This is a genomic window from Plantactinospora siamensis (assembly GCF_042434095.1).
GTDB lineage: Bacteria > Actinomycetota > Actinomycetes > Mycobacteriales > Micromonosporaceae > KBS50.
In genome coordinates this window covers 378,711-392,493 of record NZ_JBHLUE010000016.1, presented here as the reverse complement: position 1 = coordinate 392,493, position 13,783 = coordinate 378,711, and the positions used below count along the sequence as shown (strand labels likewise).

Annotated in this window: 13 protein-coding genes; 6 read left to right on the top strand and 7 right to left on the bottom strand. The window is 75.1% G+C overall.

The genetic code is table 11. The features are described 5' to 3' along the window. The first annotated feature begins 29 nt into the window (after positions 1 to 29). A complete protein-coding gene (locus tag ACFFHU_RS19200) occupies positions 30 to 1,049 on the top strand; it encodes a threonine aldolase family protein (protein ID WP_377340796.1) in 1,020 nt (339 codons plus the stop codon). Between the two features lie 185 nt (positions 1,050 to 1,234). Here ACFFHU_RS19200 and ACFFHU_RS19195 read toward each other — a convergent pair whose 3' ends face one another. The 3 genes from ACFFHU_RS19195 to ACFFHU_RS19185 form a co-directional block, all read right to left on the bottom strand. Next, entirely contained in the window at positions 1,235 to 1,942 is a 708-nt protein-coding gene (locus tag ACFFHU_RS19195; protein ID WP_377340793.1) for a transporter substrate-binding domain-containing protein, read from the bottom strand. 113 nt (positions 1,943 to 2,055) lie between these two features. Next, a complete protein-coding gene (locus ACFFHU_RS19190; RefSeq protein ID WP_377340791.1) occupies positions 2,056 to 2,442 on the bottom strand; it encodes a ClpX C4-type zinc finger protein in 387 nt (128 codons plus the stop codon). Between the two features lie 126 nt (positions 2,443 to 2,568). Next, entirely contained in the window at positions 2,569 to 3,309 is a 741-nt protein-coding gene (locus ACFFHU_RS19185; protein ID WP_377340789.1) for an SDR family oxidoreductase, read from the bottom strand. 59 nt (positions 3,310 to 3,368) lie between these two features. Between ACFFHU_RS19185 and ACFFHU_RS19180 the strand changes: the two genes are divergently transcribed. After that, positions 3,369 to 3,983 carry a TetR/AcrR family transcriptional regulator gene (locus ACFFHU_RS19180; protein ID WP_377340787.1) on the top strand — a complete coding sequence of 205 codons (615 nt, stop codon included), beginning with the start codon at positions 3,369 to 3,371 and terminating at the stop codon, positions 3,981 to 3,983. A 40-nt stretch (positions 3,984 to 4,023) separates the two neighbouring features. Here ACFFHU_RS19180 and ACFFHU_RS19175 read toward each other — a convergent pair whose 3' ends face one another. From ACFFHU_RS19175 to pknB, 3 genes are all read right to left on the bottom strand, one after another. Then, a complete protein-coding gene (locus ACFFHU_RS19175; protein WP_377340786.1) occupies positions 4,024 to 4,806 on the bottom strand; it encodes a TrmH family RNA methyltransferase in 783 nt (260 codons plus the stop codon). A gap of 370 nt (positions 4,807 to 5,176) precedes the next feature. Continuing rightward, on the bottom strand, positions 5,177 to 6,019 hold the full coding sequence (locus tag ACFFHU_RS19170) for a deoxyribonuclease IV (protein ID WP_377341221.1): 843 nt from the start codon (positions 6,017 to 6,019) through the stop codon (positions 5,177 to 5,179). A 122-nt stretch (positions 6,020 to 6,141) separates the two neighbouring features. After that, the gene (gene pknB, locus ACFFHU_RS19165) at positions 6,142 to 8,109 is read right to left on the bottom strand and encodes a Stk1 family PASTA domain-containing Ser/Thr kinase (protein ID WP_377340784.1); all 1,968 of its coding nucleotides are present in this window, start codon (positions 8,107 to 8,109) and stop codon (positions 6,142 to 6,144) included. 171 nt (positions 8,110 to 8,280) lie between these two features. On the opposite strand from pknB, the gene ACFFHU_RS19160 reads away from it, so the two are divergent. The 4 genes from ACFFHU_RS19160 (at position 8,281) to ACFFHU_RS19145 (ending at position 10,876) form a co-directional block, all read left to right on the top strand. Further along, a complete protein-coding gene (locus ACFFHU_RS19160; RefSeq protein WP_377340782.1) occupies positions 8,281 to 8,655 on the top strand; it encodes an Rv2175c family DNA-binding protein in 375 nt (124 codons plus the stop codon). A 13-nt stretch (positions 8,656 to 8,668) separates the two neighbouring features. Then, entirely contained in the window at positions 8,669 to 9,157 is a 489-nt protein-coding gene (locus ACFFHU_RS19155) for a lycopene cyclase domain-containing protein (RefSeq protein WP_377340780.1), read from the top strand. A gap of 7 nt (positions 9,158 to 9,164) precedes the next feature. Next, positions 9,165 to 9,527, top strand: a complete 363-nt coding sequence (locus ACFFHU_RS19150) for a lycopene cyclase domain-containing protein (protein ID WP_377340778.1) — start codon at positions 9,165 to 9,167, stop codon at positions 9,525 to 9,527. A gap of 116 nt (positions 9,528 to 9,643) precedes the next feature. Next, a complete protein-coding gene (locus ACFFHU_RS19145) occupies positions 9,644 to 10,876 on the top strand; it encodes a GNAT family N-acetyltransferase (RefSeq protein WP_377340776.1) in 1,233 nt (410 codons plus the stop codon). Between the two features lie 571 nt (positions 10,877 to 11,447). On the opposite strand, the gene mptB is transcribed toward ACFFHU_RS19145, so the two are convergent. Then, the gene (gene mptB / locus ACFFHU_RS19140; protein WP_377340774.1) at positions 11,448 to 13,724 is read right to left on the bottom strand and encodes a polyprenol phosphomannose-dependent alpha 1,6 mannosyltransferase MptB; all 2,277 of its coding nucleotides are present in this window, start codon (positions 13,722 to 13,724) and stop codon (positions 11,448 to 11,450) included. Positions 13,725 to 13,783: the final 59 nt, after the last annotated feature.

Below are 13,783 nucleotides of genomic sequence, written 5' to 3'. Positions count from 1 at the left end.
CTCCAACCCCTCCTGGAAAGTGGTGCGCAATGACGGTTGACCTGCGCTCCGACACGGTCACCCGGCCGACCGCGGCGATGCGCGCGGCCATGGCCGAGGCCGAGGTCGGCGACGACGTGTACGGCGAGGACCCCACGGTCGCGGCGCTGGAGGCGGACGTGGCCGACCTGTTCGGCCACGAGGCGGCGCTGTTCACGCCGAGCGGATCGATGGCCAACCAGATCGCGCTGCAACTGCTCGTCCCGCCCGGCGAGGAACTGCTCTGCGACGCCGACGCGCACGTCGTGACGTACGAGATCGGCGCCGCCGCGGCGATCGGCGGCATCTCGACGCGGACCTGGCCGGCGGTGGGCGCGGATCTGGACCCGGACGTGGTGGCCGGGATGATCCGCCCGGAGGGCTACGGCGTGCCCACCCGGGCCGTGGCGATCGAGCAGACCCACAACCGGGCCGGCGGCGGGGTCTTTCCGCTGGCCACGCTGCGCGAGCTGCGCGGGGTCACCGCCGCGGCCGGGGTGGCGCTGCACTGCGACGGCGCGCGGATCTGGCACGCGCACGTGGCCGACGGCGTCCCGCTGCGCGAGTACGGCGGGCTGTTCGACACGCTGTCGGTGTGCCTGTCCAAGGGGCTCGGCGCCCCGGTGGGCTCGCTGGTGGTGGGCAGCGCGGAGCGGATCGGCCGGGCCCGGTGGATTCGTAAGCGGATGGGCGGCGGCATGCGCCAGGCCGGCGTGCTGGCGGCCGCCGGCCGGTACGCGCTGCGGGAGCACCTCGACCGGCTGGCCGTCGATCACGAGCGGGCGGCCCGGTTGGCCGACGCGCTGGCCCCGACCGGGCTGCTGGCCCGGCCGGCGCGGACCAACATCGTGGCCCTCGATCTCACCAAGGCGGCCCTGGACGCGCCGGCCGTGTGCGCGGCGGCCGGGGAGCGCGGCGTGCTGGTCTCGGCGATGGGCCCGCGGCTGCTCCGCCTGGTCACCCACCTGGACCTGGACGACGCCGGCATCGACCGGGCCATCGAGGTGCTGACGGACATCCTCCGCGGCTGACCGGCAGCGACCGCGGGCGCCGCTGACGCGCGCGCCGAAGGCGAGCGGCAGGTGCACTGGGACGGCGTCACGCTCGGGGACTGGGCCGGCCAGATCGACGGCAGTGACCTGGTCATCAACCGGCGGGGCGCAGGGGTCTCACCCTGGACCCACCGGCGTCGGCGACTCCTCGGGCGCCGCTCGCGTCAGTCCGGCGGCGCGACGGTGACGTCGCGGCGGCCGGCGCGGTCCAGGGAAGCGGCGATGAACCCGCTCGCCTTGAGCTGTTCCACGGCGTCGCGCAGCCAGGCGACGGTGCGCCCGTGCCGCGATCGGGTGGTGCCCACCGCCTGACGGATTTCCATGAAGGCCGGTTCGAGCAGCCGCAGGTCGCCCCGGGCGGCGGCGAAGTCGGCCAGGGGCTGGCGGATGCCGGCGGCCACGTCGAGCCGCTGCTCGGTGAACACCGTGGTCCCCTCGACGCCGCGTACCACCTCCGCGTGCTCCAGGGTGCGGGACAGGTGCAGATCGTAGGCCGATCCCGCCTTGACCCCGATGCGGACGCCGGGTCGATCGACGTCGGCGGCCGCGCGGAGCGGTGACGTCTCCGGTACGGCGAAGGCGCCCTCGATGACGGCGTACGGAGCCGTGAACGCGACGCTCTCCGCCCGGGCCGGGTCGATGGCCAGGAAGCAGATGTCGGCCTCGCCCCGCTCCATTGCCGCGAACGAATCCCGGGCCGCCTGGAAGCAGCGCAGCTCGACCGGAAGGTTCAGTCGCGCGGCGAGCTCGCGAGCGATGTCCACGGTGACGCCGCTGGGCGAGTCGGGCGTGCCCTGCGCGAGGACGGGATTGCCGAGGTTGATCGAGGCGCGGAGCGTACCGGTGGGCGCGAGGTCGCTGGCGACGTCCATTCGAGACATCATGCCGGTCGGTCTGCCCGAGCGCCGGCCGGCGCCGCGAACGCCGGCCCCCGCCAGCCGGCGCCGCGAACGCCGGCCGCTCTCCGGCCTGCGCGGTGGACGGCCTACTCCTCGCCGGAGAACCGCTCCCAGGCGGACTGCCGGGTGATCCCGAGCGCGGTGCCGATGCGCGCCCAGGTCACCTTCCGCGCCCGCAGGATGGTGACCAGCCGCTGGAGGCTCGCCTCGGTCTGGGCGCCGGTGGCCGCGACCCGGGGGAGCTGGTCGAGGATCTGCTCGTCGGTCATCCCCTCCTCCCAGGCCGACAGTTGCCGGTCCGAGCTCTGCTGCTTCTCCCGCTCGGATCGGATGATGTCGTTGCACAGGTCGACGCACTGGTTGCAGATGTAGACGCCGGGTCCGGCGATCACCTTCTCGACATCCGAGCTGGGCTTGGCGCAGAAGGAACAGGACAACTGGCTCGTCGGCCCGGCGGCTGCTTCGCTGGTCACGGGTCGTCTCCTATCGGCAGGGACTGTCAGGCGCATCCTGACGTATGTCAGGGTACGCCTGACAGGCTTGCCGGCACAGTGCCTGGACCGATGCGAGCAACCCGGGTGCCGCGGTGACGCCGCTGCTCACCCCTGGCGGGTCGGCCGGATGGTCAGGTCGCCGATTTCCACGTCTTCGGGTTGGTCGATCGCGAAGGCGATCGCCCGGGCGACCGCGGTGGCGTCGATGCCAAGGTCGGCCATGTTCCGCTGGGCCTGCTCGCGTACGGCGGGATCGTCGGCGGCGTTGTCGATGAGTTCGGTGCGGATATAGCCGGGGGAGATCGACGTGGTTCGCAGCGCCCCGGCCGTGCTCTCCTGGCGAAGGCCCTCCAGCAGGGTCCGGACCGCGTTCTTGGTCCCGGCGTAGACGGCCTGGGTGGGGACGATCTTCAGCCCGGAGGTCGAGACGACCGTGACGAGGTGGCCGCCGCCCTGCCGGGCGAATACGGGCAGGGCCGCGGCGATGCCGTGCAGGATGCCCTTGACGTTCACGTCGACCATGGCCGACCAGCCCTCGATGTCCAGGTCGGCCATGGGGCCGATCCGGCTGATGCCGGCGTTGCCGACCAGGACGTCCAGCCGGCCGAAGCGCTCGACGGCGAGGGCGACCAATGACTTCAGGTCATCGGGACTCGTGACGTCCACCCGGGTGGCGACCGCCGAGCCACCGGCCTGCCCGATCTCGGTGACCAGGTGGTCGAGCCGGTCGGTGCGACGCGCGCCGACGACGACAGCCGCGCCGAGCGAGCCGAGGTGGCGAGCCGTGGCTGCGCCGATCCCGCTGCTGGCGCCGGTGATCGCGACGACCTTGCCGTTGATGGTCATAAGGCTCCTCGGGCTAGACTGGACACATGTCCGGTTCTGTTGACCAGCCTAGCGGACACATGTCCGCTTCTGCCATTGGAGGGTCGGCCAACGGATCGGTGGACGGCGGCGGGCCCGCCCAGGCCGGCGGGCCGGCGCGGGCCGACGCCCGGCGCAACCGCGAGCGGATCCTGCACGCGGCCCGCGAGCTGGTACGCGAGCCGGGCGAGCTCAAACTCAACGCCGTGGCGAAGGCCTGCGGGATCGGGCAGGGCACCCTGTACCGGCATTTCCCCACCCGAGAAGGGCTGCTCGCCGAGGTGTACCGCCGGGAGGTGGACGACCTGGTGACCGCGGCCCCGAGCCTGCTCGCCGCGCACCCGCCGCTGACCGCGCTGGCGGCCTGGTTCGACCGGGTGGCCGCCTATGCTCGGGTGAAGCGCGACGTGTTCGCCGCCGTCGAGGCGGCCACCTGGCGTGACCTCGCCGCCCACAGCCTCGGGCCGATCGGTGAGGCCGTGGAGCTGCTGCTGGCCGCCGGTCGCTCCGCCGGCACCATCCGCGCGGACGCCGAGGCCGGCGACGTCATCGTGCTGATCGGCTGGCTGACTCGGCTCAACGACGCCGAACTCGATGCCCGAGGACCGCGACTGCTGTCGATCCTCATCGACGGCCTGCGCGCATCCCGCCCGTGAGGTGCGGCGGCGGACCGCCGGTTTCCCGGCTTCGTCGTGGTCACCCGAACAGCAACACCCCCGCGGCGACGGCCACGTTGAGGGAGTCCGCCCGGCCGTACATGGGAATGGACACCGCCTCGTGCGGCACCGACCGCCACTGCGCCGACACGCCGCGGCCCTCCGAGCCCACGACGAAGGCGGTGGGCCGGTCACCCCGGGGTCGGTCGCGGAAGTCGCGGGAGGCGCCCGGCAGCGCCAGCCGCACCACGAACCCCTCGCGGACCAGCCAGGCTGCCGCCGTCCGCGGCTCTCCGAAGTCGATCAGCGGCGTGGTCAACACCGTCCCGCGGCTGGCCGTGAACACGTCGGGATGCTCGATCCGGGCCTGGCGGTTGGTCAACAGCAGCGCCTGCGCGCCGCTGGCGTCGACGACGCGGATCAGCGCACCCAAATTGGTGGCGTACTCGATGCCGTCGGCGATCAGGACCACGGTTCCGTCGTGGACGGCCCGGCCGCCGATGACGCCGTGGCCGGCCCGCCAGACCGGCAGGCGTACCAGACTCGCCAGGCCGGACCCGCGGGTGCGCCGGCTGACCCGGGCGAAGGTCCTGGCCGACACCGGGTACGCCGAGCGGGCGTGCCGGCTCGCGGCCTGCGCGAGCTGGCTGCCCGGCCCGCCGAGCAGTTCGGGACAGAACAGGAACGTCTCGATGTTGGCGCCGACATCGAGCAGATGACGGTGGGCCCACGCGCCCTCGGCGAGAACGGTGCCGGGCGGGGTACGCGGGGCCAGGAACGGGCTGATGCGTGGATCGCGGGCGCTGACGAACGCGACGGCCATGACGATCTCCGGCTGGAGGGTACGGCGAAGGCAGGCGCGTCGTCTGTGGACGGACCTACCGCAGGGCATGTGTGCGCCGAAGTGGCGCTCCCGGTGTGCGCGCGGTCTACCGGGTGCCCTGGCCGTACATGGCCAGCATCATGGCCGCAGAGTACGACGGGCGGCCGACGATCACCTCTCCTTTTCCGACTGGAGCGGACGGGGGGCGGAGTTCAGCCGCCGGCGCCCGGGTGCCGCCGTTCAGGCGGCATGGGTTCGATGCCGGTGACGATGCGCCCCCGTGTTGCGGAGCTGGCCGACCGTGTCACGCGGCACCGGGACCACGTACCCGGCTATACCGATTGGCGCCCGCATGGCGCTCCTCAGCTGCTCAGCCGCGCAGCCGCTTGAGGGCGGCGATGTCGGCCGCGTGCCCGTGGTGCTTCTCGGTCGGCGTCTCGACCAGCACCGGGAGGCCGGCCGTGGCCGGGTGGGCCATCAGCTCGGCGAACGCCGGCTCGCCGATGCTGCCCTTGCCGATCGACTCGTGCCGGTCCCGGGTGGAGCCGCACAGGTCCTTCGAGTCGTTGGCGTGCACCAGCCGCAGCCGGCCCGGGCCCACCGCGGCCACCAGGGCGTCGAGGGTACGCGTCATCCCGCCCTCGGCGGCCAAGTCGTGCCCGGCGGCCCAGGCGTGGCAGGTGTCGAAGCAGACCCCCAGCCACGGGTGCCGGTCCACCGCGTCCAGGTACGGACCGAGCTGCTCGACCCGGGCGGCCAGCGACCGGCCGCCGCCCGCGCTCGGCTCCACCAGCAGCATCGGGCCGCCGGCCGCCGCCGCGGCGTCCAGCAGCGGCAGCAGCGCCTCCCGGAGCTGGGCCATGGCCCGGTCGGCGTGCGCGGCGTCGACAGCGCTGCCCGCGTGGAAGACCACCCCGGTCGCGCCGATGGCCGCGCCGCGGCGCAGCCCGTGCGCCAGGGTGGCCACCGACCGTTCCACGGTGGCCGGGGTGGGGGAGCCGAGGTTCGTCAGCAGCGAGGCGTGGATGTACACCGGCACGTTGCGCTCGCCGCAGCCGTCCCGGAACAGCGTGTCCTGCTCGCGGTCCCCGTCGGGCAGCGCCCAGCCGCGGGAATTGCCGACGTACACCTGCACGGCCTCCGAGCCGGCCGCGTCCACGTACGGCAGCACGGCCCGGGCCAGGCCGCCCGCGGTCGGGGTGTGCGAGCCGATCGGCCGGCCCGCAACCGCGCCGCCCGCGCCTGCGGCGCCGGCGCCGGCCGCGCGGCTCGCGGGGCCTGCCGTGCCGCTCGCCTCGCCGGCGGCGCCGCCGGTCGCCGGCGCCGCGCCGTCGATCACAGGCACAGGATCGTCACCGCGGTGCCGGGCGGCACCTGGGAGTTCTCCGGCGGGTTCTGGTTGCGTACGGTGCCGTTCGGGTTCAGCTGCACCTGCGGGGTGAGCTGCGCCTGCTGCAGGGTCTGCTGGGCCTGCGGGCACGGCATGTCGATCACCCGGGGCACGACCACGGCGGCCGGGCCCTTGCTGACCTTGAGCTTGACCTCGGTGCCCTTCTCCGCCCCGGTGCCGTCGCTCGGGCTCTGCTCGAGCACCTGGTCCTTGGGCTGGTCGGAGTCGACGTACTGCTCCACCGGCACCAGGCCGAGCTGCCCGAGCGCGGCCCGGGCGTCGCCGATGCTCTTGCCGACCAGGGCTGGCACGGACAGCGGCGCCTTGCCCTTGCTGACCGTCAGGGTGACCGTGACGCCCGGCTTGACCTGGGTGTCCACCGGCGGATCCTGGGCGCTCACCATCCCCGCCGGCAGGTCGTCGCTGTACTTGTCCGGGCCGCGCTTGACCACCAGGTTGAGCCCCTCCAGGGCGGCCTGGGCCACGTCGAACGCCTGCCCGGTGACGTCGGGTACGGCGTACCGCTCGGGGCCGCGGGACAGCACCAGCGTGATCGTGCCGCCCTTGACGATTCGGGAACTCATGTCCGGGCTCTGGCTGAGCACCACGTCCCGGGGCACTTTCTCGTCGTACCGCGGGGTGCCGAAGCGGACGGTGAGGCCGGCCCGGGCGGCCTGGTCCTCGGCCTGCGTCTTGGACATCGCGGTGAGCTTCGGCGCGACCGTGTACCGGCCGAAGCCGAACCACCAGCCGCCGAGGGCCAGCAGCAGCACCACGACGCTGGCCACGGCGATCACGCTGGTCCGGTTCCGCGGGTCGGTGACCAGGGCGGTCAGTCGGGCCCGGAGCCCGGCCACGCCGCCGGCCGGCTCGCCGAACGACCGGCGCCCGCCGGCGGCCCAGTCGGAGCGCTGCGCCGGCGACCGGGACCAGCCCGGGCCGGTGTCGCGTACCGCGTTCATCGCCATGGTCGGCTGGTCGATCCGGCGCAGCACCGCGGTCTCGGCCGCGCCGACGCTGCCCAGATCCTCGCGGACCTGCTGCACCTCGGCCAGCAGCGCGCCGGCGTCGGTCGGCCGGGCGCCGGGGTCGCGCCGGGTGGCCCGCCGGACCAGCTCGTCCAGCGCCGGCGGCAGGCCGGGCACCAGGGTGGACGGCGGCGGCACGTCCCGGTCGACGTGCTGCCAGGCGATGTCCACGGCCCGGTCACCCTCGTACGGGACGCGTCCGGTGAGCATCTCGAACAGCACGATGCCCGCCGAGTAGACGTCGGTGCGCGGGTCGGCCCGGCCGTCGGTGACCAGCTCGGGGGCCACGTACGCGACGGTGGCCATCAGCTTGCCGCCGGCCTCCTCCTCGGTGGACGCCTCGACGGCCCGGGCCAGCCCGAAGTCGGCCACCTTGACCACGCTGTCGACCAGGTCGGCCGTGCCACCGCTCGGCGCCTCGGCCACCAGCACGTTCTCCGGCTTCACGTCCCGGTGCACCAGGCCGGCCCGGTGCGCCGCGGCGATGGCCGAGAGCATCTGCTCGAAGATCGCCAGCGCCTCGGCCGGGTTGAGCCGGTGCCGCTCGGCGAGGATCTCGCGCAGCGTCCGGCCGCGCACGTACTCCATGACCAGGTAGGGCAGGCGGTGGTGCAGGCCCTGGTCGTACACCGCCACCACGTTCGGGTGGGTGAGCCGGGCGATGGTCTTGGCCTCGTCGGTGAACCGCTCGACGAACCCCGCGAGCTGCGCGTGGGCGCCCGTGCCGGCGGCGGAATGAATGATCTTCAGCGCGACGGTGCGCTCGAGCCGCTCGTCGGTGGCCGTGTAGACCGTCGCCATGCCCCCGCGGGCCACCCGGGAGCGGATGCGGTAGCGCCCGTCGACCAGCGAGCCCAGTAACGTGTCGGCGACCTGAATGTCCATCGGCAGGCAGTCTATGTCTTACCGGCCCGGGGGCAGAACAGGATGCCGTAGGCGTCGGTACCGGATTGGCATCCCCGTCGTGACCAGGGCGGCTCGGGTGCCGGCGGCGCCGGCCCCCGACCTGGGTGATGCCGTTGGCGCCACCGCCCGGCCGCGTGCGAGGGTGGAGGGGTGAGCGAACCGATCTCCGCCCCAACGGACCGGTCCGGCCCGGCCGGACCGGCGGGCTGGCTGACCCTGCCGGATGTCGCCGAGCGCCTCGAGGTGAACGTCACCCGGGTGCACCGGATGATCCGGGAGGGCCAGTTGATCGCCGTACCCCGGGACGGGGTGCGGCGGGTGCCGACCGAACTGGTGGCCAACCACACGGTGCTCAAGCACCTGCCGGGCATCCTCACCCTGCTGCGCGACGCCGGGTACGACGACGAGGAGATCGTCGGCTGGCTCTACCAGCCCGACGAGACGCTGCCCGGCACGCCGGCGGCCGCCCTGGGCGGGGACCGGGCCCGCGAGGTGAAGCGGCGGGCCCAGGCACTGGGCTTCTGACGGCCGGCTGCCCGTGGGACATTTCGGGTATCTCGCCGTGCTGGCCGGCTGCGCCGTCTGCGCGTTCTGGCTGGAGCCGGTGCTCCGGGTGAACGTGCTGCGCCGCTGGCGCCGCCTGCTGCTGACCGTGCTGCCCGTGGTGCTGGTCTTCTCGCTGTGGGACCTGGGAGCCATCGCCGCCGGGCACTGGACCTTCGACCCCGGGCAGATCACCGGGGTACGCCTGCCCGGCGGCCTGCCGCTGGACGAGGTGCTCTTCTTCGTGGTGGTGCCGGTCTGCGCCATCCTCGGCTTCGAGGCGGTCCGGGCCGCCCGCCGCTGGCCGGCCGGAGACGAGCCGCCGGCGCCCCCGGCCGGCCCGGCCCGGCCCGGCTCGCCGGCCCGGCCGGCGTCGACCGGCTCGCCGGGTGGGCCGCCATCGACCGGCGCGGCGGGTGGGTCGGCGTCGACCGGCGCGGCGGGTGGGCCGGCGCGGACCGGGTCGCCGGGCGCGGAGCGGTGAGGGCGGCATGACGTACACCATGGCGGCCGTCCTCGGCGTGGTCGGCGCCGTCCTGATCGACCTGTTCGTGCTGCGGACCCGGCTGGTCCGGCGGCGGGTCTTCTGGGCCACCTACCCGATCGTCTTCTTCTTCCAGCTGCTCTCGAACGGCATCCTCACCGGCCGGAACATCGTCCGGTACGACCCGGCCGCGATCATCGGGGTGCGGCTGGTGTACGCGCCGGTGGAGGATCTGCTGTTCGGCTTCGCGCTGGTGCTGCTCACCCTGTCGGTGTGGGTCTGGCTGGGCCGGCGCGGCGTCCAGCGCGGCCCGGCCGCCGGAGAGGGCAGCCCGCTGCTCCGCCTGATCGAGCGCCGCCGCCAGCGGTAAGGAAGGGCCCCTTCTTATCGCTTTCGGTATAGGAAGGGCCCCTTGTTAACGCCCGTGCGCCCTGCTCCAGCAATTTCCGGTCGCGCCGGGGCCGGTGGGTGCGGTAGGGACGATCCATGACGGACGACCTGAGCCCGCGGACCATCACCGAGGACGAGTACCGGGCCGTGCACCGGCTCGTGTTCCGGGCCTTCTTCACGACGCCGACAGACGAACTGGCGGCCCTCGACCGTCCCGTGCTCGAACTGGACCGCACCCACGCCGTCTTCGCCGACGGGGCGCCGGTGGCGACCGGGACCATCCAGACCCGGGAGCTGAGCATCCCCGGCGGCACGGTCCAGGCCGCCCACGTGACCGGGGTGGCGGTGGCACCCACGTACCGGCGGCGCGGCCTGCTCGGCAAGATCATGCAGGCCCAGTTCGCCGCGGCGGCCGCGGCGGGCGAGCCGGTCGCGGCGCTGTGGGCCTCGGAGGGCGCCATCTACGGCCGGTACGGGTACGGCCCGGCGACCTGGTCGGTGCGCTACGAGGCGGACAACCGGGAAGTCTCCCTCGCCGGCCCGGCCGGCGTCGGGGTGCCGATCCGGGAGGTCGAGCCGCTGGAGGGCAGAGAGGCGTTCGCGGCCGTGCTGGACCGGGCCCGGCAGGGCCAGCCCGGGCTGTCCGGCCGGCCCCGGGCGCTGTGGGAGCGGCGCCTGGTCAACGACCCGGCGGACCGGCAGGCCGCCGCCGAGCTGCAGGCCGTGCTGGCCGGCCCGCCCGGCGATCCGGTCGGGTACGCGCTCTGGCGGCCGTTCGGCAACTGGGGCCCGGCCGGCGCCGAGGGCATCGTGGACGTGATCGAGCTGCTGGCCACCACCCTCGACGGGTACGCCGCACTGTGGCGGTTCCTGCTCACCATGGACCTCACCCGGCAGGTCCGGTACGGCGTGGCAGGTCCGGGTGAACCGCTGCCGCACCTGGTCGCCGACCCTCGCCGGCTCGCCGCCCGGCTCGGGGACGGGCTGTGGATCCGGCTCATCGACCTGCCGGCCGCGCTGGCTGCCCGCCGGTACGCCGCACCGGTCGACGCGGTGCTGGAGGTGACCGACCAGCGGATCCCGGCCAACGCCGGCCGCTGGCGCCTCACCGCCGCCGGTCCGGACGCGCCGGCCCGCTGCGCGGCCACCGACGCGCCCGCCGATCTGACGATGGACGTACGCGAATTGGGCGCCGCGTACCTCGGCGGAACCTCGCTCGGGACGCTCGCCGCGGCCGGCCGGGTGGTTGAGCACCGCCCGGGTGGTCTCGCGGCCGTGGCCACCGCGTTCGGCTGGCCCGTACCGCCGATCTCCATCGAGGTCTTCTAGCTCGTCACCCGGCCTGGTCGTAGCTGGCTCCGGCGGTCGCTGGGCCTGGTGGCCGGCGGCCTGGTGGCCGGCGGCCTGGTGGTCGATGGGCTTGGTGGCTGGGGCCCGGTGGGTTGGTCCTTGGGTCCGGCGGTCGCTCGGCCTGCCGGACTGGGGAGGATTGTTGTCGCTGGGGCGGCAACAATCCTCCCCAGTCCGTTGATCGTTGCGGCGGAGCCCACGGTTCCCGCCCGGCAGCAGCTTGCCGCCCGGAGCGGTCCGGATTCCCGTCCGGCAGCAGCTTGCCGGCCGGAGCGGTCCGGATTCCCGGCGGAGCGCCAGCTTGCCGGCCGGAGCGGTCCGGCTTCCCGGCGGAGCGCCGAAGCGACCGGAGCGCGGGGGCCTCCCAGCGGAGCGTGCGGGTTCCCGGCGGGAGCGGTTTCCGGCGAGGTGCGCTCGCTTCCCGGGTGCGCTCGCATCCAGGCAGGGTGTGCCGGCTTCCGGGCCGGACCGGAGCGACTTCCCGGCGGAGTGGGCCGGGTTCCGGACCGGAGTGGCTTCCGTTTGGAGTCGTGGGTGGCAGGTCGGGGGGTCACCCCCTGGCGTGTCGGGCGCGGCGGATCGTCCAAGCGCCGAGTGCCAGCACGACCAGCGTGTCGAACAGGGCGCCCGGCAGCTTGGTGAGCACCGCCAGGCCCAGCCCGTCCGGCAGCACCAGGAAGGCCAGCAATGCCGCCGCGATCCCCAGCCGGCGCGTCCAGCGCGGCTCGGCGTCCGGTCGGTCGATGCCGGTGGGTCCGCCCAGTCCGGCGGCCAGCACGGCGAGCGGCGCGAGGGCGTACCAGGGGTAGAACACCGGGGACAGCACGGCCAGCGCGGCGAGGCTCATCCCGCAGGCCAGCACGACGGTCCGGCGGACCGCCCCGGCCTGGGCGTGTCGGGCGGCCGTGCTGTCATCCGGGCCGTGGATCGCGGCGGCGCCGGCCTGTCCGGCGACCGGCTTCGGCCGGGGGCCCCGGGCCACCGCACGCGTGGCCCGGAGCAGCGCGCCCGCGCCGATCGCGAGCAGCGCGAGCAACCCGAGCCCGCGCGCCACCGCGACGGCGGCGTCCACCGCGCCGGGCCGGCCGGCCAACCGGAACAGGTAGCCGGCCGTCATGCCGACCCCGGTGGGCAGCGAGGTCCACTGCACCAGCCGCCCGGTGTCGGACAACGCGCCGATCCAGCCCAGGCCGAGCCCGGTGGCCAGGCTCAGGCCCAGGAACGCGACGACCGCCCCGCCCAACACGGCCACCGCCGACCGCAAGATCTGTCCCGTCGCCCCGTCGCCCCGCCGCCCTGTCCAGCCCGCTCCGCCCGGCCGGGCCGCTCCGCTCGCCCGGCCCGCCCGGCCCGCTCCGCGCGCTCGGCCCGCCCGGGCCGCTCCGCGCGCTCGGCCCGCCCGGGCCGCTCCGCGCGCTCGGCCCGCCCGGCCCGCTCCGCGCGCTCGGCCCGCGTGGATCATGGGCGTTGCTGCGGGATCTGGCGCCGAAGGCGCGGTGAATCCCATGATCGATGAGGTCGGCCGGGCCGCGCCGAGCAGGATCGCGAACGGGATGCCCACGATCGCGGTGACCTTGACCGCCACGCCGAGGCCCAGGGCCGCACCCGCGGCGAACAGCAGCAGCCAGTGGCGGCGCTCGGGAGCGGACTGGGGCCGCCGGTGCGGTTCGCCCGGGGCGGCCCGCGGCCGCCAGCATCGAGGGCCGGGGCCGGGGCCGGGGCCGGGGCCGGGGTCGGGGCTGGGGCTGGGACCGGGATCGGCACCGGGGCTGGGACCTGGAGCGGGACCGGGGCCAGGGCTGGGACCGAGATCGGGGCTGGGGCCGGTACCGGGGCCGGGGTCGGGGTTGGGACTGGGGCTGGGGCCGGGAACGGGGATGAGACCGGGGTCGGGGCTGGGACCGGGACCGGGGTCGGGGCTGGGGCCGAGGCCGAGAGGCGGGGTCGCGGCAGCCAGGGCCAGCCCGGCCACCAGCAGGCCGACCATCAGCCCGTCGTTGTGCGCGCCGGCGACCAGGTGTACGGCCAGCACCGGAGACAGCAGGCCGAGCCAGACTGCGGCCCGGCCGTCGAAGCCGCAGGATCGGGCCAGTCGGGGCAACGCCCACGCCAGCAGCAGGCCACCGGCCAGGGCAAGCAACCGGAACAGGCCGATCGCCACCGCCAGCTGGGAATCGGGGGTGCCGGCCACCGCGCGGGCCACCGCGACCACAAGGCCGGCGAGGGCCACCGCCAGGGGTCCGTACGGGGTGGGGGTGTCCCGCCACAGCGCCGGTACGGCGTCGGCCCACGGGCACCCCCCGCCGGCCGCCCCGGTCGTGTACGGGTCGGCGCCGTCCAGCCAGAGCGAGCCCTGGCAGGCGTACGCGTAGACGTCCCGACTGGCCAGCGGCGGCGCCGCGAGCAGCGGCAGCGCCCACAGCGCCCCGGTGAGCAGCATCCCGCGCACGGACACCGGTGGTCGTCCGGGCGCCCCCGACCGCGGCTTTGGCGCGCCCGATCGCCGCTTTGGCGCGCCCGGTCGCGGCCCTGGCCTGCCGGACCGGGACGCTGGCGTGCCCGATCGCGGCCCTGGCGTGCCGGACCGGGACGCTGGCACGCCCAGCCGCCACCAGGCCGCCACCAGCGTGACCAGGCCGATCGCGCAGGCGCTCAGCCCGAGCCAGTACCCGGCGCCGCCCGAGGCGCCGCGCGCGGCGCTGCCGTCGGCGGCGTCGGGCAGCGCCCCCGCCGCCCAGCCACCGGCCGCGAGCAGCGCGGCGCCGAGGAACCCGAGCAGCGCCGTGCCGAGGGGCAGTAGCGCCTCGCGTGGCGCGGTGCCGGCCACCCGATTATCCGTTCCGCCGGAACCGGGTGGGACGTCAGCCGCCGCGGCCACCGGACGGC